This window comes from Chitinophaga sp. CB10 (assembly GCA_001870995.2).
In the GTDB taxonomy this organism is placed as follows: Bacteria; Bacteroidota; Bacteroidia; order Chitinophagales; family Chitinophagaceae; genus Chitinophaga.
Genome location: MLAV02000002.1, coordinates 89,098 through 112,784, shown reverse-complemented (window position 1 = coordinate 112,784; position 23,687 = coordinate 89,098). Strand labels below are relative to the sequence as shown.

At 50.3% G+C, this 23,687-nt stretch carries 20 protein-coding genes; 15 read left to right on the top strand and 5 right to left on the bottom strand.

Annotated elements, in window-relative coordinates; all coding sequences use genetic code 11:
- Positions 1-22 precede the first annotated feature (22 nt).
- The 7 genes from BOC67_RS03780 to BOC67_RS03750 all read left to right on the top strand — a co-directional run bounded on the left by BOC67_RS03780 (position 23) and on the right by BOC67_RS03750 (position 6,177).
- Positions 23-421: a hypothetical protein gene (locus tag BOC67_RS03780; protein WP_291907430.1), complete on the top strand. Its 399-nt coding sequence runs from the start codon at positions 23-25 to the stop codon at positions 419-421.
- 74 nt (positions 422-495) lie between these two features.
- Positions 496-1,497 (top strand): BtrH N-terminal domain-containing protein, encoded by a 1,002-nt coding sequence (locus tag BOC67_RS03775; RefSeq protein ID WP_291907428.1) that lies wholly within the window; start codon positions 496-498, stop codon positions 1,495-1,497.
- A 9-nt stretch (positions 1,498-1,506) separates the two neighbouring features.
- On the top strand, positions 1,507-2,253 hold the full coding sequence (locus BOC67_RS03770; RefSeq protein ID WP_291907425.1) for an ABC transporter ATP-binding protein: 747 nt from the start codon (positions 1,507-1,509) through the stop codon (positions 2,251-2,253).
- An 11-nt stretch (positions 2,254-2,264) separates the two neighbouring features.
- Positions 2,265-3,560, top strand: coding sequence for an ABC transporter permease (locus tag BOC67_RS03765; RefSeq protein WP_291907423.1), 1,296 nt, complete (start codon positions 2,265-2,267; stop codon positions 3,558-3,560).
- A gap of 92 nt (positions 3,561-3,652) precedes the next feature.
- Positions 3,653-3,913 (top strand): phosphopantetheine-binding protein, encoded by a 261-nt coding sequence (locus BOC67_RS03760; protein ID WP_291907421.1) that lies wholly within the window; start codon positions 3,653-3,655, stop codon positions 3,911-3,913.
- A 13-nt stretch (positions 3,914-3,926) separates the two neighbouring features.
- A complete protein-coding gene (locus BOC67_RS03755) occupies positions 3,927-5,141 on the top strand; it encodes a beta-ketoacyl-[acyl-carrier-protein] synthase family protein (protein ID WP_291907419.1) in 1,215 nt (404 codons plus the stop codon).
- 16 nt (positions 5,142-5,157) lie between these two features.
- Positions 5,158-6,177 carry a beta-ketoacyl synthase chain length factor gene (locus BOC67_RS03750; protein ID WP_291907416.1) on the top strand — a complete coding sequence of 340 codons (1,020 nt, stop codon included), beginning with the start codon at positions 5,158-5,160 and terminating at the stop codon, positions 6,175-6,177.
- Positions 6,178-6,194: 17 nt separating this feature from the next.
- Here the strand turns inward: BOC67_RS03750 and BOC67_RS03745 are convergent, their stop codons facing one another.
- The 4 genes from BOC67_RS03745 to rpsT all read right to left on the bottom strand — a co-directional run bounded on the left by BOC67_RS03745 (position 6,195) and on the right by rpsT (position 9,474).
- The gene (locus tag BOC67_RS03745; RefSeq protein ID WP_291907413.1) at positions 6,195-6,797 is read right to left on the bottom strand and encodes a mobile mystery protein B; all 603 of its coding nucleotides are present in this window, start codon (positions 6,795-6,797) and stop codon (positions 6,195-6,197) included.
- Positions 6,788-7,177, bottom strand: a complete 390-nt coding sequence (locus BOC67_RS03740; protein ID WP_291908079.1) for a mobile mystery protein A — start codon at positions 7,175-7,177, stop codon at positions 6,788-6,790. The genes BOC67_RS03745 and BOC67_RS03740 overlap by 10 nt, the downstream gene beginning before the upstream one ends.
- A 202-nt stretch (positions 7,178-7,379) precedes the next feature.
- Complete coding sequence (locus BOC67_RS03735) at positions 7,380-9,128, bottom strand: M14 family metallopeptidase (protein WP_291907411.1); 1,749 nt, start codon at positions 9,126-9,128, stop codon at positions 7,380-7,382.
- 91 nt (positions 9,129-9,219) lie between these two features.
- Positions 9,220-9,474: a 30S ribosomal protein S20 gene (gene rpsT, locus BOC67_RS03730; RefSeq protein WP_291907410.1), complete on the bottom strand. Its 255-nt coding sequence runs from the start codon at positions 9,472-9,474 to the stop codon at positions 9,220-9,222.
- A gap of 275 nt (positions 9,475-9,749) precedes the next feature.
- On the opposite strand from rpsT, the gene BOC67_RS03725 reads away from it, so the two are divergent.
- From BOC67_RS03725 to BOC67_RS03710, 4 genes are all read left to right on the top strand, one after another.
- Positions 9,750-12,509 (top strand): 2-oxoglutarate dehydrogenase E1 component, encoded by a 2,760-nt coding sequence (locus BOC67_RS03725; RefSeq protein ID WP_291907408.1) that lies wholly within the window; start codon positions 9,750-9,752, stop codon positions 12,507-12,509.
- Positions 12,510-12,614: 105 nt separating this feature from the next.
- Positions 12,615-14,195 (top strand): 2-oxoglutarate dehydrogenase complex dihydrolipoyllysine-residue succinyltransferase, encoded by a 1,581-nt coding sequence (odhB, locus tag BOC67_RS03720; RefSeq protein ID WP_291907406.1) that lies wholly within the window; start codon positions 12,615-12,617, stop codon positions 14,193-14,195.
- A gap of 197 nt (positions 14,196-14,392) precedes the next feature.
- On the top strand, positions 14,393-15,562 hold the full coding sequence (locus BOC67_RS03715; RefSeq protein WP_291907403.1) for an RsmB/NOP family class I SAM-dependent RNA methyltransferase: 1,170 nt from the start codon (positions 14,393-14,395) through the stop codon (positions 15,560-15,562).
- A 182-nt stretch (positions 15,563-15,744) separates the two neighbouring features.
- Complete coding sequence (locus BOC67_RS03710) at positions 15,745-17,577, top strand: ABC transporter ATP-binding protein (protein WP_291907400.1); 1,833 nt, start codon at positions 15,745-15,747, stop codon at positions 17,575-17,577.
- 239 nt (positions 17,578-17,816) lie between these two features.
- On the opposite strand, the gene mnmA is transcribed toward BOC67_RS03710, so the two are convergent.
- Positions 17,817-18,920 carry a tRNA 2-thiouridine(34) synthase MnmA gene (gene mnmA / locus BOC67_RS03705; protein ID WP_291907398.1) on the bottom strand — a complete coding sequence of 368 codons (1,104 nt, stop codon included), beginning with the start codon at positions 18,918-18,920 and terminating at the stop codon, positions 17,817-17,819.
- A gap of 192 nt (positions 18,921-19,112) precedes the next feature.
- Between mnmA and BOC67_RS03700 the strand changes: the two genes are divergently transcribed.
- Genes BOC67_RS03700 through BOC67_RS03685 form a run of 4 tightly spaced genes read left to right on the top strand, consistent with a single transcriptional unit; the run spans position 19,113 to position 23,683 of the window.
- Positions 19,113-20,612, top strand: coding sequence for a tagaturonate reductase (locus BOC67_RS03700; protein ID WP_291907396.1), 1,500 nt, complete (start codon positions 19,113-19,115; stop codon positions 20,610-20,612).
- A 13-nt stretch (positions 20,613-20,625) separates the two neighbouring features.
- Positions 20,626-22,020: a glucuronate isomerase gene (gene uxaC, locus BOC67_RS03695; RefSeq protein WP_291907394.1), complete on the top strand. Its 1,395-nt coding sequence runs from the start codon at positions 20,626-20,628 to the stop codon at positions 22,018-22,020.
- Complete coding sequence (locus BOC67_RS03690) at positions 22,020-23,018, top strand: sugar kinase (RefSeq protein ID WP_291907391.1); 999 nt, start codon at positions 22,020-22,022, stop codon at positions 23,016-23,018. Before uxaC ends, BOC67_RS03690 begins: the two co-directional genes overlap by 1 nt.
- 2 nt (positions 23,019-23,020) lie before the next feature.
- Positions 23,021-23,683 carry a bifunctional 4-hydroxy-2-oxoglutarate aldolase/2-dehydro-3-deoxy-phosphogluconate aldolase gene (locus BOC67_RS03685; RefSeq protein WP_291907388.1) on the top strand — a complete coding sequence of 221 codons (663 nt, stop codon included), beginning with the start codon at positions 23,021-23,023 and terminating at the stop codon, positions 23,681-23,683.
- Positions 23,684-23,687 lie beyond the last annotated feature (4 nt).

Below are 23,687 nucleotides of genomic sequence, written 5' to 3'. Positions count from 1 at the left end.
ATTCACCTTTAAAACTGCTGTCATGAAAAAAGAGGAAGTACCGCAAGACAAGGATAACCTGCATGAAGGTACATTCAAACAGATTATGTATGCGGTGGATAACTCGGGCAACTATGTGCAGGTGCAGAGTGCTGGCTGGGAGCCTGAAAACATCGCACTCGGCCAGGCCTGGGAAGAAGTGAATAAAAGGGTGGAAACGGCCAAACAAAAGGTACTCGCCGGCGAAGTAAGCCCTATCGCCTACTACATGGAAAAAAACATCATGGACCTTGCCCTCCTGGCAAACTATGTGGGGAAATTCCAATGGCAGGTGAAAAGACATATGAAGCCCGCGGTATTTGCGCGTTTAAGCCAGAAAATGCTGCAGAAATATGCAGATGCATTTAAGATAAGTATTGCTGACTTGCAGCAAATAAAATAATTGACAATTTTCCACATCAAACGGAGTTCTGACAACCGGAACTCCGTTTGATAATTAATGGGGATATAAAAACTATGAGCGAAATTCTATTCCATCACACACAAACAGCACATTGCGAAAGCGGTGTTATCTCCAATCTGCTGGGCCATCACGGATTGAAGATCAGCGAACCAATGGCTTTCGGGATTGGCGCAGGATTATTTTTTGGCCACCTGCCGTTTGTGAAGGTGAATGGCGTACCAGGCACCACTTACAGGATATGGCCGGGAGCTATCTTCCAGCGTGTATGCGACCGCCTGGGCGTAAAAATGAAAGTAGAAAAATTCAGTTCCGTGGAAAAGGGCATGGCCGCGCTGGACGAGACCATCGCCGCGGGCACCCCGGTAGGGCTGCTCTCCAGCGTGTACTACCTGACTTATTTTCCCGCTTCCTACCGTTTCCATTTCAATGCGCATAACCTTGTGGTGTATGGAAAGGAAGACGGGCAATACCTCGTCAGCGATCCGATAATGGACAGCGTGACCACCATCGACCCGGAACACCTGGCCCAGGCCCGCTTTGCGAAAGGGTTTCCGGCCCCCAAAGGAAAAATGTATTACCCGGTGAGCGTACCCTCTTCCGCCTCACTGGAAAAACCGATCATAGAAGGTATTAAGCAAACCTGCCATTATATGCTCAAGATCCCGGTGCCATTGTTCGGTGTGGACGGTATCCGGTTCCTGGCAAAGCGGGTGAAGAAATATCCCCAAAAGCTGGATGATCGCCGGGCAGTGTTGTACCTGGGCAATATCATCCGCATGCAGGAAGAAATCGGTACCGGCGGCGCCGGATTCCGTTTCGTATATGCAGCTTTCCTGCAGGAAGCGGCGGAACTGCTGAACAAGCCTGAATTCTCCAAACTGGCCGCTGAGCTTACGCAGGTCGGCGACTTGTGGCGTAACTTTGCCTTTGCGGCCGGCCGCGTATGTAAAAGCCGCAGCGCAAACGATGTTTCCTATAACGAGCTGAGTGAAATGCTCTTCCGCACGGCCGCTGCCGAGGAGGCATTTTTTCGTAAACTCAGCAAGGCGATATAAAAAACTGATATGTCCAGCATTGCAGTAAAAGAGCTATACAAGACCTACGCCGGCGCGGAAGAGCCTACCCTGAAAGGGCTGACGTTCTCCTTCCGGAAAGGCAGTATCGCAGGGTTGCTTGGGCCGAACGGCGCTGGTAAAACAACTACTATTTCCATCCTTTGCGGACTGGTGAAAGCCAGCAGCGGAGAGGTGCTGATCAACGGCCTTTCCCAGGATGCCCATCACCGCGAGGCCATCAAAAAGCAGATAGGCGTAGTGCCGCAACGCATTGCCCTCTATCCCCAACTGAGCGCGGTGGAAAACCTGACCTACTTCGGAAACCTGTACGGCTTCCGCGGAAAGGCGCTGAAAACCCGCATCATGGAGCTTTTGGAGGCGTTCGGGCTGGAAAAAAGCGCAGATAAAGAAATTCATAAATTCTCCGGAGGAATGAAAAGGAGAGCCAATATCATTGCGGCCATCCTTCATTCCCCTTCCTTACTTGTACTGGATGAGCCTACGGCTGGCGTAGACGTCCAGTCCAGGACCATGATCCTGCAATTCCTGCGCGAATACAACAGCAAGGGAAACAGTATCCTCTACACTTCCCACCTGCTGGAAGAGGCGCAGTCGCTCTGCAGCGACGTGGCCATAGTAGACCAGGGACGCCTCATCGTGCAGGGTAACCCCGCACAACTCATCGATGAGCTGCCGGATTGTGAAAACCTGGAAGATGTGTTCCTGCATTATACAGGACATGCCTTGCGAGATTAATATTCAGATCAATGCTTCGATTACTGGCGACAATAAGAAAAGAATGGCAGCTACTGGTGCGCGACAAAACAGGACTTACCCTCCTGTTCCTCATGCCCGTGGTGTTGATAACAGTAATGGCACTGATCCAGGATGCGCCGTTTAAGGACTACCAGGAAGTCAAATTCGATATCCTGACAGTCGACAACGACCATGGCCGCCTGGGCCGCCATATCCGGGAAGGACTGGCCAGCGGCGGACAATTCCGCATCATCGATACGCTGGACGGTAAGCCGCTGACGGCCGAACAAGCCAGGAAGCTGGTCAATGAAGGCACGTATAAGATCAGTATCATCATACCTGCCGGCGCTACCGGCAATATCGTCAGCAACGCCAACAGGATCGTGAACGACATCTCCCATCGGATGGGGATGACTGTTTCGCTGCCGGTGAAGAAAAATGCCGACTCGCTGGATGTAACCATCTACTTTGATCCTGCCGCCAAAAAGGCTTTCAAGGGAGCGGTGCATCAGGCTATTGATAACTTCCTGACGCAGGTGGAAACGGACATGCTGCTGGGGCGCATCCGCCAGGAGCTGCGCAGGAAAGACAGCAGCGTTACCGCAGCCAATGATACCCTGCCTATCCGCTTACAGGCCGTAGGTCTGAAAGAAGAGGCTACGGGCAGCGGCAAGCAGATTGATGTGATATCGAATTCGGTACAGCATAACGTACCGGCCTGGAGCATATTTGCCATGTTCTTCATCGTGATTCCCATTGCCGGGAACATGATACGGGAGCGGGAGGACGGGAGCCTGCTTCGTATGAAGCTGATACCGGGGTCGTACCTGGAGATTTTACTGGGCAAGATGTTGTTTTTTGTAGGCATCTGCGTGGTACAGTTTTATTGCATGATGCTCGTGGGCATTTACATTATGCCATTACTGGATCTGCCCAAACTCGTGATGGGAAGGGATGCGGGCGCTACCTTCCTGGTTGCCGCGGCCATCGGGCTGGCGGCTACTTCCTACGGGATACTGATTGGCACGCTTTTTAAAACTCCTAATCAGGCGTTGAACTTCGGGGCTATTTCGATCGTGATCCTGTCGGCCATTGGCGGCATCTGGATCCCGCTGGAAATCATGCCGCAGAAGATGCAGGTAATCGGGCATTTATCGCCCCTGAGCTGGGGCCTGGACGCCATTAACGACATCTACCTCCGGAACGGGAATATCGCCTATGTGTGGAAGAATGTAGTGTTGCTGATCATTACGGGGCTGGTCATGCTGGCCATAGCCGGATATGTTGAAAAACGAAGAATGAACTGAGAATAATTTTCAAAACAGTACTAAAACTGTATTTTTACCAATTAACAAAGGCATCTGTGGCTGCCGTCAGTCGCAGGTAAACCTACAACATTATGGAAGAATTAAAACAGAAACTGAAAGAACAGATCATTGAAGCACTGAATCTGCAAGACACCAAACCTGCTGATATCGACGATAATGCGCCGTTATTCGGAGAAGGCCTGGGGCTTGACAGTATCGACTCTCTCGAACTGATGGTATTACTGGAAAGACAGTATGGCATCAAGGTGGAAGATCCGCGCGAGGGCCGTAAGATCCTTCAGTCTGTTCAATCCATGGCCGAATTCATTCAGTCAAAACAACAACCCGCTTAAGTAAATCAGCTGCATGGCGGAAAGAGTGTTTATTACAGGGATGGGAATGGTCACCGCCATTGGTGATAACGTAGCCGGAAACCTGGAACGCCTGCGCCGCAAGGAGAGTGGGCTTGGGTTTACGGACTATATCAATACTATTTACAAAGAGGTATTGCCGGTGGGCGAAGTAAAGCAGGATAACGCCGCTTTGTTTCGCATGGCCGGCATTCCTGTGCAGGCAGGGTTTAGCCGCACTACGCTGCTGGGCCTCGTAGCCATGCAGGAAGCCCTGCAACAGGCCGGCATCAGCCACCTCCAGGATGAGCCTACGGGCTTTATCAACGCCAGTACGGTGGGAGGGATGTGCGATACGGAGAAAGTTTATTTTGACCTGATTAATCCGGATAAGTCCGGTGAGTTTATACAAAGTATTCACACGCTCGACTGCGCGGATTGCACGCAACGTATAGCCGATACCGTAGGTTTTACCGAGCACCTGGCAACCATCAGCACGGCCTGCTCCTCCTCCGCCAACGCCCTGATGTTTGGCGCGCGCATGATCAAGGCAGGTATGTACCAGCGGATGGTTTGCGGCGGTACGGAAGCGCTGACCCGCTTCACGCTCAATGGTTTCAACTCCCTGAAAAATGTGGACCGGCAGTTTTGCCGCCCTTTTGATCAGCAGCGTACCGGCTTGAACCTGGGCGAAGGCGCAGCTTACCTGGTACTGGAAAGTGAATCCTATGCGAAGGCAAATAACAGCACCATACTGGCGGAGCTTACCGGTTATTGCAATACCAACGAAGCCTTCCATCCTACCTCTCCTTCGCCGGAAGGGGATGGCGCCTATGCTGCCATGAAAAATGCTTTGGCGATGAGCGGGCGCACCCTGGAAGAGGTGCAGTATATCAACGTGCATGGTACGGCTACTTTAAACAACGATATTTCCGAAGGCCGCGCGCTGGAACGCCTGTTCGGAACGGCAGTGCCCCCGTTCAGCTCCACCAAACCGTTTACCGGCCATACGCTGGCCGCAGCCGGCGCTATTGAAGCCATCTACGCGGTGCTGGCCATCCGGAACAATATTATCTTCCCGAACTTGAATTTTTCCGAACGGATGGAAGAATTGCAGATTGTACCGGAAACGGAACTGAAGGAAGATGTAATCATCAATAATGTAATTTCTAATTCTTTTGGCTTTGGGGGCAACAATGCTTCCCTCGTGATCAGCAAGTATGAAGGTTAAGTGTTATATCCAGGGAATGGCGGCAATATCTCCACAACATACGTTTGACGGGGATATTACCACAGCGCCGTTTGTTCAGACCGAAAGCAACCGGCTGGTTTGCATAGAACCTGATTACAAGCCCTTTATTCCGGGCAATAGTTTGCGCCGGATGACGCGGGTGCTGCGCATGGGACTTACCACTGCGCTGAAATGCCTGGCCAACAGCGGTGTGGCCACGCCTGGGCCTATCGTGACCGGCACCGGTAAAGGCAGCCTGCAGGACACGGAAAAGTTCATCAAAGAAATCGAGCAATACAAGGAAACGGCGCTGAACCCTACGCCTTTCATTCAATCTACTTACAATTCTGTAAACGGACTGATTGCGTTGCAGCAAAACGGTACCGACTATAACAATACCTTCGTACACCGCGGGTTTTCCTTCGAAAACGCACTGGTAGACAGCATGATGCTGTTGCAGGAAGGCGCTTCCCATACGCTCACCGGCTCCTTTGAGGAAATGACGGAAGAGCATTTTTATATTAAGAGCCGCATTGGCCAGTGGCGCACAGCGCCTGTAGGTAATACCCGGTTGTTTGAGCAGCATTTGCCCGGGACTATCTCGGGAGAAGGAAGTGCGTTCTTTGTGTTGACGGCTGCGCAAACGCCGGCATCCAAAGCGGCCATATCGGGGATTAAGCTGCTGTACAAGCCTTCAGAGGAGCGACTCTCAGCGGTGCTGCAGGAGTTGGGCGCGGATGCGGACCTGGTGATCAGCGGGGATAACGGGGATAGTAATTATGCCCGGTATTATGAGCTGCTTGGCGAGGTGCTGCCTAAGCCGGCGATTCCTTTTAAGCATCTCTGTGGAGAGTATGATACCGCGGGGTCGTTTGCGTTGTGGCTGGCGGCGGCATTACTGGATACGGGGAAGATACCGGGGGAGTGGTTTCCGATGGTGAAGGAGTTGCCGGGGGAGTTTAGGAAGGTGGTGATTTATAATCATTTTTTTGGGGAGCAGCATACGGTGATGGTGGTGGAGAAGGTGAATGGGTAAAGAAAAGTAACCTGTTATCAGGACCTCGAAAAAACTAGCAGCTGATCGAAATTGCCCACATCGGCATTTCTCAATGCCTTTAAGTAGAGCGACCTGAATGCTGTTTGATGGATCAGGTTAATGGAGCCCCAGGTAAATACCTCTGCACCGAAGATTTTTTCAATCAATATATCAGCCACGAGTCGCGAATGTCGACCATTGCCATTTGGAAAGCAATGGATACTAACCAATCGGTGCTTGAACCTGATTGCAATTTCATCCGGTGGAAATGTTTTCTGTTGAATCCAAAACCTGACATCATCCAACAGTACTCTCAGATCCTGCCTGATACTGTACTTGTCAACACCAATGTTTTTGTTGGTAGACCTGAAATTGCCAGCCCATTGCCAAACGTTTCCCAACATTCTTGCATGGAGCTCACAAATGAATTCTTCTGAAAGTACTTCCTCCAGGGTAAACCTTTTTTTCCTTTCAAATGTCCATCGAATTGCCTGTTCTATATTTTGCTGTTCATGTTCATCTAACTCCTGCCTGGTTGAAATACTGGGAATTAACAAACCCTCTTTTTCATCTTCGTCTAATGGGGTTTGGCCTTCATAATAGTTGATTTCTAATCCCATAATTTTGATGATAACTCTCGTTTAAGCTCCTGTGTCATTTCTTCTATAGCTTCTGACAATCTTTCCTTCGAGTTTTCCTGGTCTTCCAATTTCATGGAAGTTGCTGTTCTACTGACAATCTTAGTTGCGATGGTTCTCGCTCTTTTTTCAATCATGGCTTCCAGCGATCCATCCTGGGGAATAAATCCATAAACCAATTTCATGTCGAGTGCTTCCGCAGCAGCAGACAGCGCTTTGATAGATATGGTACCATTTGCTTCCCGCAACTCAATTTCATGGGCACTTTGAGGGGTAATGTGCAGGCGATCCCCCAATTGGCGTAAAGTCATATTAAGGGATTTTCGGATCAACGAAATCCATCCTTTCGCCGGGGGCTGCATTCTCAATAGCGGTTGGAACTCAATTGCTTTTCGGTCTAACTGTTTGATAGCTAGCAATCTATTACTATTCGCCATGGAGTGTCCGCATTTGTTTAAATACAAAATTAAGGTTATGGCCTTAAATTATCAAATAAAAATTAATGTTATAGCCTGAGTTTAATATTAAAAAATTCAGGCTATAACCTTAATTAATGGGATTGCATTACTTCACCCTAAACACCGGATACCTCAAATACTCCGGCTCCGCATACGGCGAATGCTGATACACCCACTTCAACTGCGCCGCGCCATTATTCGCAAACGCAGTATCCGCCTCCCGCTTTTTCGCCAGCTCCGCCTGCATTTCCGGGTGCTGCTTCAGCCATTCGTACCCGGTATCCTCAAACACATACGGGGAATATCCTTCCTTCTGCCCCAGTATCCCGTCAAAGAAGTTCCAGGCAAAATAGGAATCTCCGGCAGTAGGTTCCAGCGTTTCTATGAGATACCGGTTAGCTGCCTGGTTCATAGGAATATAGAAATCCCCTTTGCGGAAGCGAATGGAATCCATAGTGGTGGTCACTTTTACATCCGTATGTGGAAAATGCCCTTCGTAGGGTTTGGTGTAGGACTTATAATCTGCGATGTGGTAGGTTTCCACATAGATGGTCGTGTCCTTTGGCAATGGCTGCATGACCACCTTATTATTTTTCAGCAGGTCGATCACCGGCCACCAGCCCTGTGGAATGATGTAAGCCGTTGGTTTATCCACAAAGTTGGTCGCATTGGCGAAGTTGTAGAATTTCACCTGGCGGGTATAAGGCTTGGAGCGGTCGTAATAGAGCCGCGGCAGCCCTGAAATATTGCTCGGCTTATGGCCGGCGGCGTAGCCTTTGAAAGTGATAAGGCTGTATTTACTCATATCAAACTGCCAGTCCAGCGGAAAACGCTGTTGCGTAACCACGGCTTTTTTAGCGGCATTACGGAGGTCGCGGATGGTGCTGCTGTTCTCCGATGTGAACTTAATAAAGCACTGCATGAGCGCATAGGTAGCCTGCACCCGCTGCGGATAAGGCTTAAGCATGTGCGTTTCAGGCACAAACCCGAAGGTATGGAACAGGGTCGTGTACCCGGAAGAGTAGCGGGGCGAGTCGTCAAATTCCACCCAGCCGCTGTCCGGCGTTTCTCCGAAGTGGTTGACATACGGCACCAGGTCGTACCCTTTTTCTTTCATCAGTTTATAGAGGGTGGGAGTAAAGGTATTGTTGAGATATTCGCCCATTGCACCGCCCAGTTTATCGTGCTGGGTGGCCAGTAGCGTCATAATATGCTGGTAGTCAGCGCCATTGCTGACATGGTTGTCGATAAACACATCCGGGTCCGTCAGGTGGTAAATCTGCTGGAAGGAGCGGGCATTCCGGGAGTCAGATTTGATAAAATCGCGGTTTAAGTCCAGATTTTGGCCATTTCCACGGCTTCCGAATGCGTCCGGACCGTTTTGATCCACCCGGAAGAACGTAGTACGGTTGAGTGCGCCATCAATATTATAAACCGGGATGACAGCCAGGACGATGTTGTCCGGGATTACTGCTTTACCCTGGGCGAGGTCCCGCAGCAGCATCATGGAAGCATCGATACCATCCGGTTCACCGGGGTGAATACCGTTGTTAATCAGTATAATTCTTTTGTCTTTTTTGTGGAGAGATGGAAAGTCAAAGTCTTTGGTAGGGCTGTAAATAACCAAATGGAGGGGGTAGCCGGCATCCGTATTTCCCAATTGCAGCATTTTTATTTGCGGGTACTTTTGACTCAGCTGCTGATAGTACGCAATTACTTCCGCATAGGTGGCTGTTTCGGCGCCGTTGGTGCGTTCATAGCGGGTCAGGAGCTGCTGGGCCAGGGAGGGAAGGGTAAGGAGGGCAAAAATGCCTGAAATCATGAGTTTTTTAACAGAAAGACTAAAATCCGGCATACGAATATTTTTTATCTCTATATAAACTGACTAAAAAAACAAAAAGCCCTTCCCTTGTGAGGAAGAGCTATAAATATTGTTACTGAAGCAATTAGGCGAGAGCGTTCACTTTCTTAGCCAGCTTGCTTTTCAGATTTGCAGCTTTGTTTTTGTGAATAACGTTACGTTTAGCCAGTTTGTCAATCATAGAAGCTACTTCGTTTAATTCTTTCTCCGCGGTCGCTTTCTCAGTAATCGCTTTCAGGTCACGGATGGCATTACGAGTAGTTTTACCGTAGTAACGGTTACGCTCATTACGTTTTCTGCTCTGACGTACGTCTTTTTTCGTTGCTTTATGGTTTGCCATTTTTCAAATTTCAAGTTTCGGACGGCAAAGGTAATACTTTTCTCAATTCAATACAAAATTTTATTCGCCGTCTTTAAAGATGCAAATATAAGTGATTGAATGTAATGTTGTGCATATGAAATCATCTTATTATTTTCTAATTTTTTACATACTTAGTAATGAAAAACGAGCGATATTTGCAATCCCATACATTATATAATGTGGGACAACTGCCTATATAATGAGGGACTCAACAGAAAAGTATTTGAACTGAAGATCAGCAAAACTCGTTGTAAATGAAGGACTTCTCATTCGTCACCAACTCGCATCCTGCTTACATAGAATCTTTATATCAGGATTTCCGCAAAGACCCTAATTCCGTAGACCCAGAATGGGTAAAATTTTTTGAAGGGTTCGATTTTGCAGTATCCAACGCCAATGGCAAGGCGGGCCCCGCAGCGCCAACGGCAGCAGGAGGTGGGTCAGCGCCGGTGACCAACGACCAGCTGGCAAAAGAATTGGGCGTGTACCGCCTGATCCAGGCTTATCGCAAGAAAGCCCACCTGATCGCAAAAACCAACCCAATCCGTGAGAGAAAAGACAGAAAAGCGGGTCTGGAAATTACCAATTTCGACCTCAGTGATGCGGATCTGAATACAGAATTCTACTCAGGTACTTTCCTGGGCCTTGGTAAAACCACGTTAAAAAACATCCTGGCATTCCTTAATAAAGTATATGCCGGACCGGTAGGTATCCAATACACCTATATTAATGACCGCGAGAAAGCGAAATGGATGGAGAAAGAATTCGAATCCGCCATGAACACGCCGCTTTCTACCGAACAACGCCGCCGCATTCTGCAAAAGCTGAATCAGGGCGTTATTTTCGAGAAATTCCTCCACACCAAATACATTGGACAAAAACGCTTCGGCCTCGAAGGTGGCGAATCCACCATCCCGGCACTGGATGCCATGATCAGCACCGCTGCTGAATACGGCGTTCAGGAATCCGTAATCGGTATGGCGCACCGCGGCCGTCTGAACGTACTGGCCAATATCCTCGGTAAAACTTACGAGCAGATTTTCAACGAGTTTGAAGGCCTCGCTATTCCTGATATGACCATGGGCTCCGGCGACGTGAAATATCACCTCGGCTTCCGCTCACAGGTTGCTACCGCCAGCGGTAAACAGGTAAATCTGCAACTGATGCCTAACCCTTCCCACCTGGAAGTGGTAGACCCTATCGTGATCGGTTTTGCACGCAGCAAAGCGGATGTGATCTATGACAGCGACTATGATAAGATCCTGCCTATCCTCATCCATGGCGATGCGGCCGTAGCGGGACAAGGCATCGTGTACGAAGTAGCGCAGATGAGCAAACTGAAAGGTTACTACACCGGTGGTACCATTCACTTTGTGATCAATAACCAGATCGGTTTTACGACCGACTTCGACGACGCCCGTTCTTCCGATTACTGTACCAGCGTAGCCTCCATCGTGCAGGCGCCGGTATTCCACGTAAACGGGGACGATGCGGAAGCAGTAGTGAAAGTAGCCCAGCTGGCAGCGCGCTACCGCCAGGAATTTAATGAAGATGTGTATATCGATATGGTGTGCTACCGTAAACACGGGCACAACGAAGGGGATGAGCCTAAATTCACGCAGCCATCCCTCTACGCCCTGATCGATAAACATCAGAACCCACGCGAAGTATATACCCAGTTCCTCCTGCAAAACGGCGATGCTGAAGCGCAGACACTGGCAAAAGATATGGAAAAGGTATTCTGGGATGAACTGCAGGCCCGCCTGGATGAAGTAAAACAACATCCGCTGCCTTATGTAAACCAGAAACCGGAAGAATGGTGGCAGGCGCTTCGCAAAGCTACTCCGGCAGATTTTGATCAGTCGCCCGTAACTGCCATCAACGAAGAAGACTTCAAACGCCTCTTCGACGGCCTGATGAAATGGCCTGCTGATTTCGTGCCTTTACGTAAAGTGAGCAAACTGTTACAGGATAAAATTAAACTGTACCAGGAAGAAGGTAAAGTAGACTGGGCAACCGGTGAACTGCTGGCTTACAGCAGCCTCCTCATCGAAGGTAAAGACGTGCGTATGAGCGGTGAAGACGTTAAACGCGGTACTTTCTCCCACCGTCATGCGGTGTTGTTCGACGAAAATACCAACGCTACCTATAACCGTCTGAACGACCTGCAGGAAAAACAAGGCAAACTCAGAATTTATAACTCCCTCCTCAGTGAATACGGCGTACTGGGCTTTGAATATGGTTATGCCATGGCCAACCCTAACAGCCTGGTAGTGTGGGAAGCGCAGTATGGCGACTTCGTAAACGGCGCGCAGACTGTTATTGACCAGTACATCAGCAGCGCTGAACAAAAATGGACTACGCAGAATGGCCTGGTAATGCTGCTGCCTCATGGTTATGAAGGCGGCGGACCGGATCACTCCAATGCACGTCCGGAGCGCTTCCTGCAACAGTGCGCTGAAGAAAACATGGTAGTGACCAACATCACCACCGCGGCCAACTTCTTCCACGCGCTGCGCCGCCAGCTGACCTGGCCGTTCCGCAAACCGCTGATCAACTTCTCTCCGAAAGCCAACCTGCGTCATACAGGCGCTTACTCTACCATGGAAGAGTTTACCAACGGTGGATTCAAGGAAGTACTGGATGATCCGTTTATCCAGGACGCTTCCCTGGTGAAGAAAGTATTGCTCTGCACCGGTAAAATGTATTTTGATCTGAGCGACAAACAGGCAAAAGATGACCGCAAGGATGTGGCAATCGTTCGCCTGGAACAGCTTTATCCGCTGCCTGTTAAGCAACTGGAAACCATTGCCGCCAAATACAAAGGCGCAACCTTCTTCTGGGTACAGGAAGAGCCGCTGAACATGGGCGCTGCTTCTTACCTGCAGATGAACCTGAAACAGATCAACTACGGTGTTATCAGCCGTAACCCAAGTGCATCCACTGCTACCGGTTATGCCAAAGTGCATGCCCGCGAACAGCAGCAGATCATTGACACCGCTTTTAACATCTAATAAAATATTCAAAGAAATAAAACAGATACCTGCTGTTATCTGTTAGGTCTAATGTAAAATTACAGCCTGGCCTTAACAGCAGGTTTCACCATCAACTGATAAAATATGGTTATCGAAATCAAAGTCCCTACGGTAGGCGAATCAATTAGCGAGGTAACAATTGCGAAATGGTTGAAAAAAGATGGAGATTATGTGCAGCAGGACGAAGTATTGTGCGAAATGGAGTCTGAGAAAGCGACTTTCGAACTGAATGCTGAAAAAGCTGGTATCCTGAAGATAGCTCCCAATGCACAGGAAGGAGCTACGCTGAAAATTGGCGATGTTGCCTGCACTATCGATACAGACGCAGCAGCACCAGCCGCTTCTGCACCGGCAGCAGCTCCGGCCGCGCCAGCAGCAGCGCCTGCAGCGGAAGCAGCACCAGCGGCGCCCGCAGCGCCAGCCGTAAACAAAGGGGTAATTGAAATGAAGGTGCCAACAGTAGGCGAATCCATCAGCGAAGTGACCCTGGTAAAATGGACGAAGAAAGATGGTGATTACGTAGAACGTGATGAAGTTGTTTGCGAACTGGAATCAGAGAAAGCGACTTTTGAACTGAATGCAGAAGAAGCAGGCGCCCTGATCATCGTAGCAAAAGAAGGCGATACCCTCAAAATCGGGGATGTAGCCTGCAAAATAGACACCAGCGTGGCGCGCCCTGCCGGTAAAGCTGCTCCTGCAGCCGCCGCTGCACCGGCCGCAACACCTGCGCCTGCAGCAAAACCACAGGTACAAAACGCACCGGTAACCAGCATTCCTAACGATATCAAAGCTACCCCGGTAGCTGCCGCAGTAATTGCGGACAAGCACGTAGATCCTGCTACCATCAAAGGTAGCGGCGCTAACGGCAAAATCGTTAAGGATGATGTATATGCCGCCCTGCAAAATCCGGGCGTGGCAATCGGCCAGGAAATGTTCTCCCGCAACGAACGTCGCGAGAAAATGAGCAACCTGCGTAAAACCGTTTCCCGCCGCCTCGTAGAAGCGAAAAATACCACCGCTATGCTAACTACCTTCAACGAGGTAGACATGACTGAAATCATGGCATTGCGCGCTAAATACAAAGATATTTTCAAGAAACAGCACGAGGTGAACCTGGGCTTCATGAGCTTCTTCACCAAAGCCTGCTGCTTCGCTTTACAGGAGTTCCCTTCAGTGAATGCCTACATCGATGGCGAAGAGCTGGTGTACCACGATTACTGCGATATTTCCATTGCCGTATCTGCTCCTAAAGGACTGGTAGTGCCGGTGATCCGCAACGCGGAAAGCCTGGACATGGCCGGCATCGAAAAAGAAGTGCTGAACCTGGCCACCAAAGCCCGCGAAAATAAACTCACCATTCCGGAAATGACCGGCGGTACCTTCACCATCACCAACGGTGGTGTGTTTGGCTCCCTGATGAGTACGCCTATCATCAACATTCCGCAGTCAGCTATCCTGGGTATGCACAAAATCCAGGAACGCCCGATGGCCATCAACGGTCAGGTAGTAATCCGCCCGATGATGTACATCGCGCTGAGCTACGATCACCGTATCATCGATGGCCGTGAGTCAGTAAGCTTCCTCGTTCGCGTGAAAGAAATGCTGGAAAATCCTGAGCAACTGCTGTTCGGTAAAGATCCGCTGAAAGCGCTGCTGAAGCTCTAATCTGATAGTATTTAGAATTACATACAGGCCGGTATCGCGAGATGCCGGCCTTTTTTATGCCGTGCGTAAAGCGGATGCATGACCCTTTCCCCATAAGCCGTTAACACAGGTAAGCAGCCAAAGGCTTGTACGGGTTGTTTCTCCACACCGCGGGTACACAGGCAAAAAAAGCCAAAACATAATCCTACCTTCGCAGCATGACCCGTTGGGAAAGTTATCTCGTATCAGCAGCCAAAGTGATCAACGCCTATAAAGGCGAACTCCCGCTGCATCATTTTCTGAAAGCATTTTTTAAGCAGCACCCGCAAATGGGTAGCCGCGACAGGCGCTGGATTTCACAGCTTGTATATCATTATTTCCGCCTCGGTTGGTGGAAAAAGAATATGGAGGTAAGTGAGCGGCTCCTGCTGGCAACTTTCCTTTGCGAGCAAAAGCCGAACGACCTGCTGGCGCAGTTACAGCCGGCATGGAATGAACAGATAAGCGCGCCGGTTTCAGAAAAGCTGGCGCTGAGCGGCGCCGGCGACTTAATAGCGGATCAGTTGTTTCCTTTTACCGGCGAGCTGTCAGCAGGCATCGATGCCAACGCATTTGCGCTAAGTTACCTGCAGCAGCCCCATTTCTTTATCCGCATACGTCATAACAAACAGGATAAAATCCAGGCTATCCTGAAACAGGCCAATGTGCCATTTGAATTACACGAAAACCGTACTACGCTTGCTTTGCCCAACGGTACCAAAATAGAGGAGCTGATCCCTGATAAAAGCTGGTACGAAGTACAGGATGCCAGCAGCCAGCAAACAGGGTTGCTGTTTACACCTGCGAAAGGGCAACGCTGGTGGGATTGCTGCGCCGCCTCCGGTGGCAAATCCATCCTGTTAAAAGACCAGGAACCGAATGTACAGCTGCTGGTAAGCGATGTACGTAGGTCTATCCTCGAAAACCTGCAACAGCGCTTTGCAGCGGCAGGGGTGAAGAACTATGAGGCACGCGTGGCGGACCTTACCAATCCTGCGTTTCCCGGTACTATGGGCAATGTGAAATTTGATGGTATTATCCTGGATGCGCCCTGCAGCGGATCAGGCACCTGGGGAAGAACGCCTGAAAGCCTTTCCTTCTTTAAAAAAGAAGAAATACAACGTTACCAGGATTTACAAAAGCGTATAGCCGATAACGTTATACATTTTGTGAAACCCGGCGGCACGCTGATTTATATTACCTGCTCCGTGTTTAAAAAGGAGAATGAAGATATGGTCGCGTTTATTGAAGCAAACAGCGATTTGAGGAAAGAAGAAGGCGGGGTGATTCCCGGATATGGAAGTGGGGCGGATACGATGTTTGCGGTAAAATTCAGAAGAAATGTTTGATTTTGACGATTGTTATTGGCACGGTCCTCTGGTTGAAAGTATCTATATCGATCGTACCAATCCCGGCGACAATGATAATGTTGGGTGTTGATACCCACGCCAGTGAGATGTGCTGCTGCCACCATTTCCGCATTTTTCGTTAACTTAAAACAGGAAACCATCACTAACGAAAACCGCGCAGCATGAAGACACTCTGGAAATACCTCAAACCGCACAAAAAGCTCATCCTTATTTCCCTGCTGCTGGCCGGCTCCGCGCAATTACTCAACCTGCTGGACCCAATTATCTTCGGTAAAATCGTGGATAATTACGCTTCCAATCCACAACACCTCAGCGAGCAGCAATTAGTGAGCAGCGTGCTCTATTGGCTGGGCATCGCCATCGCTATCGCCTTGCTCGCCAAAACATTTAAATCCCTGCAGGAATACCTGACCCGCAAAACTGTAGCACAGTTTGGTATGCAGATTTTCAACGACGGGCTGAAACAAACGTTGCGCTTGTCTTTCCAGGAGTTTGAAGAAAACCGTAGCGGCACTACCTTATCCATCCTGCAGAAAGTCAAAACAGATGCAGAACGCTTTACCAATAGTTTTATCAACGTATTATTCTCTTCCCTGGTTGGTACAGGTTTTTTAATCTGGTACAGCATTAATAAGAACTGGATGCTGATCCCGGTGTTTGTAATCGGCGTACTGGTATTAGGTTCGCTCACAGGTTTGCTGTCCCGCAAAATAAAAACCGTACAACGCAGCATCAACCGGCAAACAGACGCGCAGGCGGGCGTGATCACGGAGAGCCTGCGCAATATAGAACTGGTGAAGAGCCTGGGGCTTACCTTTCCGGAAATCCGGCGCTTAAACGAGCAAACAAAAAAGATCTATGACCTGGAAATGTACAAGGCGAAAAAAGTCAGTACATTATCCCTGCTGCAAGGCACTGCACTCAACCTGCTCAAACAATCCATCCTCTTTATCCTGCTCTGGCTGATATTCCGGCAGGTATTAAGTACCGGTGAGCTGATCGCCATGCAATTCATCTCCACCGCCATCTTCGTTCCCTTGCAGGATTTAGGCAATATGATCCTGCAATACCGCGAAGTAGACGCCAGCATCCGCAATTTCGATAAGTTGATGAAAAAGCCCGTGGAGCGCCGCCCGGAAACGCCGGTAGAGATAGGGCCACTGGAAAGCCTGCGTTTTGAAGACGTGGTATTCCGGCATAAAACCGCCACCTATAACGCCATGGACGGGATTTCCTTTTCCGTGCACCTTGGGCAAACCATTGCCTTTGTGGGGCCTTCCGGCTCGGGGAAATCCACGCTGGTAAAGCTGCTGGTAGGACTATACACACCTGTCAGCGGGAACATCTATTTCAACGAAGTAAAATCAACAGACCTCCGCTATAATCCCCTGCGCCGGCAAATTGGCTTCGTGACGCAGGATACGCAACTGTATGCAGGTACTATCCGGGATAACATGCTGTTCGTAAAACCCGGCGCTACCAACGAAGAAATCATGGACGCGCTGAACAAGGCATCTGCAGCAGCGTTGATCGCCAAAACAGACAAAGGCATTTACACCATGCTGGGCGAGAACGGGATGAAGTTATCCGGTGGGGAAAAGCAAAGGATTTCTATTGCACGGGCGCTGCTGCGGCAGCCGCGGCTCCTGATATTCGATGAGGCTACATCTGCCCTTGACTCGCTGACAGAAGAAGACATTACTGCCACTATCCGGGAAGTATCGGCTTCCAGGGAGCAGATGACGATATTGATCGCGCACCGTTTGTCCACTATCATGCATGCAGACGCTATTTACGTGCTGGAAAAAGGCAAGATTGTAGAAACCGGCTCCCATGATGAGCTCCTGCAACAAAAAGGGCTCTATTACGCCATGTGGCGCCAGCAGGTAGGAGAGCGGCGCTTCCGCCCCGAGCCGGTCCAGGATGTGCCGCATACCGATGAAGATCAGGAAGATGATGACGACTTACCGCTTCCAAAAATAGGATTGACCTGACGGGCCGCCCCCCTGGCAATACCCGGTTTTTCCAAGAATACCATTAAGCCAATACCATGACACCGCCCCGGCAATGACCTAACGGGCCGCCCCCCTGGCAATACCCGGTTTTTCCCAAAATACCATTACCCCAACACCTTGCCGGCGCCCAGCCCATAACCTGCCTAACCCGCTCCCCATCCCACAAAAAAATAAGGCTGACCTCCCGGCCAGCCTCACCTTATAAACTGTATATACAACTAAAAATTAACCGCACGCTGGATAATCCCCCCGCCAATCACATCATCGCCTTCATAAAATACGGCTGACTGCCCCGGGGCAATACCTTTCACGTTTTCATAAAAATTCACCTTCACCTGTCCGTTCTCATTGTAAAGATTGCTCAGCGCGCCTTTATCCTTATAACGGATCTTCGTTACCGCTTCCATGCCATCCGGAATAGTTTCGTATTTACCCATGTTTATCTTCGCCACAAACATTTCGTTTTTCTGCAGTTCATCTTCGTTGCCCAATACCACGGTATTGGTTTCCGGGATGATCTCCGTTACAAACACCGGGCGGCCCAGGGCAATATCCAGGCCCTTACGCTGGCCAATAGTATAAAAAGGATACCCCTTGTGTTTACCCACAATGGTGCCATCCGCAAGTACAAAATTACCGCCGTTCACCCGTTCTTCCAGCCCTTCTACCTTACGCTTCAGGAAGCCGCGATAGTCGTTGTCAGGCACAAAGCAGATCTCATAGCTCTCTGCTTTCTTCGCCAGTTCAGGATACCCGAAATCGAAGGCCATTTGCCTGATCTCCGTTTTACGGTATTTACCCAGCGGCAAAAGGGTGCGGGAAAGCACATCCTGCTGGATGCCCCACAGTACATAGCTCTGATCCTTCAGTTCATCTATACCTTTGCTGATCACATACCGACCATTATCATGCTGGCGAATCTGGCCGTAGTGGCCTGTCGCAATAAATTCGCAGTCCAGTGCATCGGCGCGTTTCATCAGCGCGCGCCACTTGATATGGGTATTGCAAAGTACACAGGGATTAGGTGTGCGGCCCGCAATGTATTCATCTACGAAATTATTGATAACGAAATCGCCGAATTCGTCGCGGATGTCCAGCACAAAGTGAGGAAACCCGTGATGCACCGCAGCTGCGCGGGCATCGTTGAATGAATCGAGGTTACAGCAGCCGGTCTCTTTCTTGCTGGCTCCAGCTGACGCATAATCCCAGGTCTTCATGGTGATACCCACCACTTCATAGCCCTGTTCGTGTAACATCAGTGCTGTTACAGTACTGTCGATTCCGCCACTCATGGCAACCAGCACTTTTCCAAGCTTGCTCATTAAAAATCGTTTTAAGGATGCAAAATTACTTAAAATCCTGCCAATGCCGGTACACATATTATCGATTATAGCAATGCCACAATCGATTTTTACTATGGGATGATACGTTTTTGGCCTCGTTTAGCAATTATTTAGCTTCTTACTACAAATTGTTAATTTAGCACGCTATATTTAGTGTCCAAACAAGTGGAAATGTTACCAATACTCAATCAGCAGCTCGTACTTCAAAGAGCAGATTCCGGCGTTAGTGAAAGCCAGTTCCAATTCCCGGAAAAAATACTTCAATTCGGCACAGGCGTACTGCTGCGCGGACTAGTAGACTATCTCGTAGATAAAGCCAATAAACAGCAGGTCTTCCAGGGCCGCGTGGTAGTAGTAAAATCCACCGACGGCGATACCAGCGATTTTGACCAGCAAAATTCCCTGTTCACCACCCACATTAAAGGAATTGCCCAGGGGGAACTGGTGGATAACGTCCTGATAAATGCTGCTGTTTCACGTGTTTTGCAATCGAATGCAGATTGGGACAAGGTCCTGAAAGCCGTACATCAGCCTGAATTACAAATCATTATATCCAATACTACGGAAGTTGGCATCCAATACGTCGCCGAAAAAATCGCTACCGGCGTGCCTGCCAGCTACCCCGGCAAACTGCTCGCCATCCTCTGGGAACGCTACCAGTACTTCAAAGGCAGCAGCAATACAGGCTTCGTAATCGTGCCCACGGAACTGGTGGTGGACAACGGCAAGCTGCTGAAAGAAATTGTCCTTAAACTGGCCGCCTTCAACGAAATGCCGGCCGCCTTCACCGAATGGATCACAAAGGACAACCACTTCTGCAGTAGCCTGGTAGACCGCATCGTACCCGGTAAGCCCCGCAACCTCGCCGAAATGGAAGAAAAAGCAGGTTATACGGACAAACTCTGGATCGAAGTAGAACCTTTCCTCCTCTGGGCCATCGAAGGCAACGAATATATCCGCTCCGTCCTGTCGTTCCACCAAACGGACGAACGCATGCTGATACAGCCGGATATCACCCCCTACCGCGAACAAAAGCTGCGCATCCTCAACGGATCCCATACCGCCGCCGTACCGCTGGCCTACCTCTCCGGCCTCAACACCGTGTACGAAGCCATGGAAAACGAATACATGCGCCACTTTTTCCAACAGGTCATCTTAGCAGAAATACTGCCCACCATAAAAGATATTTGCCCTTCCGCGCCGGCATTCGCTGCGGACGTGCTGGACCGCTTTGCCAATCCGTTTATTGCGCATAAACTGATCAGCATCACCTTCCAGGAAAGCTCCAAAATGAACGCCCGCAACGTGCGTACCCTCCTGCGCTATTACGAGCAGAAAAAAGCCCTGCCGCCTTACATGTGCCTGGGATTTGCCGCGATGCTGCTTTTCCTCAAGCCCGTGAAACAGGAGAATGGTAAATACTACGGCGCAAGGGACGGGGAAGAATACCTCATCACCGATGATAACATCGCGCTGTTTGCTGGATACTGGGCACAGCGTACCACCACCTACGAAATGGTGGCGCAGATAGCGGCGGATCAGCGGCTCTGGGAAGTAAACCTGCACGCCATCCCTGGCTTTACCGCCACCGTCAGTGAACATTTGGATCAATTATCAGAACAGGGAGTGAAGTCATTCATCCGCTCGGAGCTGGCTTCTTCCGGATTATAAATGCTACAGCTCTATGAAACAATTTTTGTCGGAGGACTTTTTGCTGCAAACTGAAACGGCTAAACGCCTGTACTTTGACTTCGCACAGGCCATGCCGGTGATCGATTACCACAACCACCTGCCTCCGGATGAAATAGCGCAGAACAAGGTATTTGCCAATCTTACGGAAATATGGCTGAAAGGGGACCACTACAAGTGGAGGGCCATGCGCGCCAACGGGGTGGCTGAAAAGTTCATCACCGGCGATGCGGACGACTTCACGAAGTTCAAGCACTGGGCGGCCACCACGCCCTACACCATGCGCAACCCGTTGTATCACTGGTCGCACATGGAACTGCGCAACCCATTCGGCGTAACGGAACTGTTGAACGAGTCTACCGCCGAAACCATCTACCAGCGCTGTAATGAGCAATTGCCCCAACTCAGTACCCAGGCCTTGCTCACCCATTATAAAGTAACTACGCTCTGCACCACGGATGATCCGGTGGATTCCCTGGAACACCATGCCGCTATTGCCGCCAATCCGTTTGGCACGGCTGTGCTGCCTACCTTCCGGCCCGACAGGGCCATGGCGGTGGATAACCCGGCTACCTTCAACGCCTTTGTGGATAAGCTTTCCGAAGTGGTGAAAAGCGATATCAACAGCTTTGACAAGCTGATGGCTGCTTTGCAGCAGCGGCACGACTACTTCCACGAAAAAGGCGGCCGCCTCAGCGATCACGGCCAGAGCGCGTTCTATTTCAAACCGGCCACCCCGGCCGAGCTGGAACAGATCTTCCAACAGGCCAGAACCGGCAAAACCGCCACTGAACTGGAAAACGAACAGTTCAGAACGGCCGTGCTCCTGCAGATTTGCGAATGGAACCACGCCAGGGGCTGGGCCCAGCAGTTCCACGTAGGCGCTATCCGGAACAACAACACCCGCCTGCTGCAGTCCTACGGGGCGGACGCAGGGGTGGACTCCATCGGCGACTGGAAAAACGCCGTGGCCATGAGCGCCTTCCTTAATGAACTAGATAAGAAAAATAAACTGGCTAAAACCGTTCTCTATAACCTGAACGGAGCCGATAATGATGTTTTTGCAACGATGGCGGGCAACTTCCAGGATGGCAGCATACCGGGTAAAATCCAGTATGGTTCCGGCTGGTGGTTCCTGGATCAGAAAGACGGAATGGAAAAACAAATGAACTGTTTAAGCAATATGGGCCTGCTTTCCAGGTTCGTTGGCATGCTTACGGACTCGCGTAGTTTTCTTTCTTATTCGCGTCATGAATATTTCCGTCGTATTTTGTGCAACCTCCTGGGCCGGGATGTGGAAAATGGAGAGCTTCCTAACGATATTACCTGGTTAGGAAAAATGGTGCAGGATATTTGTTACAATAATGCAAAAGCATATTTCGGATTCTAATGAAAGCAGTAAAAGTAATTACGTTTGGGGAGATCCTGCTGAGGCTCTCCCCGCAGCTGTCCGAGCATACAGCTGCCATCTACGTAGGAGGGGCCGAGGCCAACGTGGCCGCTGCCCTGGCCCAATGGGGCACGCCTGTTTCCTACCTGAGTAAAGTGCCTGACAACGGCTTATCCCGCGATGTACTGGCGCAGCTGAGCGCGCTGGGGATAGAAACCGACAGGATGTTATGGGGTGGGGACCGCATCGGTATCTACTACCTCGCACAGGGCAGTGACCTCAAGCATGCGGAGGTGGTGTACGACCGTAAGTATTCTTCCTTTGCATCCATCCAGCCGGGAACGGTGGATTGGGACAGCCTCCTCGGCGATGCGGAATGGTTCCACTGGAGCGCCATCACGCCGGCCCTGAACCCGGATGCCGCCGTTATTTGCAAGGAAGTGCTGGAAGCGGCCACCCGCAAGGGCCTGACCATCTCTACGGACCTCAACTTCCGCAGTAAGCTCTGGCAGTACGGCAAAAAGCCTTTTGAAATCATGCCGGAGCTGGTGGAGTATTGCGATGTGGTCATGGGCAACATCTGGGCGGCGCATACCATGCTGGATACCTCGCTGAACACCGTGGCCCTGGAAGCCGATAAACAGGAAGTTTATATCGAACAGGCTACCGTGGTGGCTAAGGAAATCACAGCGCGGTTCAAACGCTGCAAGCGCGTGGCTTTCACCTTCCGCTTCTCCTCCGCGGCCACGCATAACCACTACTACGCGTTCTATTACAACGATGGTAATGTGGCTGTGAGCAAGGCGTACGACACCGACCAGGTGGTAGACCGTGTAGGCAGCGGGGATTGCTTTATGGCAGGCCTCATCCATGCCCAGCTGGCCGGTAAGGACGATCAGGGCATCATCTCTTTTGCCGCCGCCGCCGCTTATTCCAAATTTTTTGTAAAGGGTGATTTCAATACTACTCCGGTAGAGGAAATCTATAAATTGATGTAGACATGGCACCGAAATCAGAAATTATTTTAGCTGCTTTCAGGCAGAGCGGGGTTATCCCGGTTTTTTATCATGAGGATGTGAACGTATGCCTGGAAGTATTGCAGGCCTGCTACGAGGGCGGACTCCGGGTATTTGAGTTCACCAGCCGAGGCGCCGCTGCCCGCGCCAATTTCAAGGCAATGCTGGAAAAGAAAAACGCCACCATGCCGGAAATGTACCTGGGTATTGGTACCATCAAAAACGCCGATGACGCGGCATTTTTCGCCGATGCCGGCGCGGACTTCATCGTGTGCCCGATCGCAGACCCGGCTACCGCCGCCGTATGCCACGAAAAGCAGATCACCTGGATCCCCGGCTGCATGACGCCTACCGAAATTTCCGTAGCGGAAAAAAATGGCGCTCAGCTCGTTAAACTCTTCCCGGGCAATGTGCTCGGCCCTGGTTTCGCCACTGCGATCAAGCCTTTGTTCCCTAACCTTAAATTTATGCCTACCGGCGGGGTAGAACCTACTGCCGACAGCATGAAAAGCTGGTTCGATGCCGGCGTGGTTTGCGTTGGAATGGGCTCCAACCTGCTGTCCAAATCCCTGATCGAAAGTCGCGACTGGGGTGGTTTGAAAGAAAAAGTTATGCAAACGTTTGCAATTCTGAAAGGCTTGCAGTAAATTA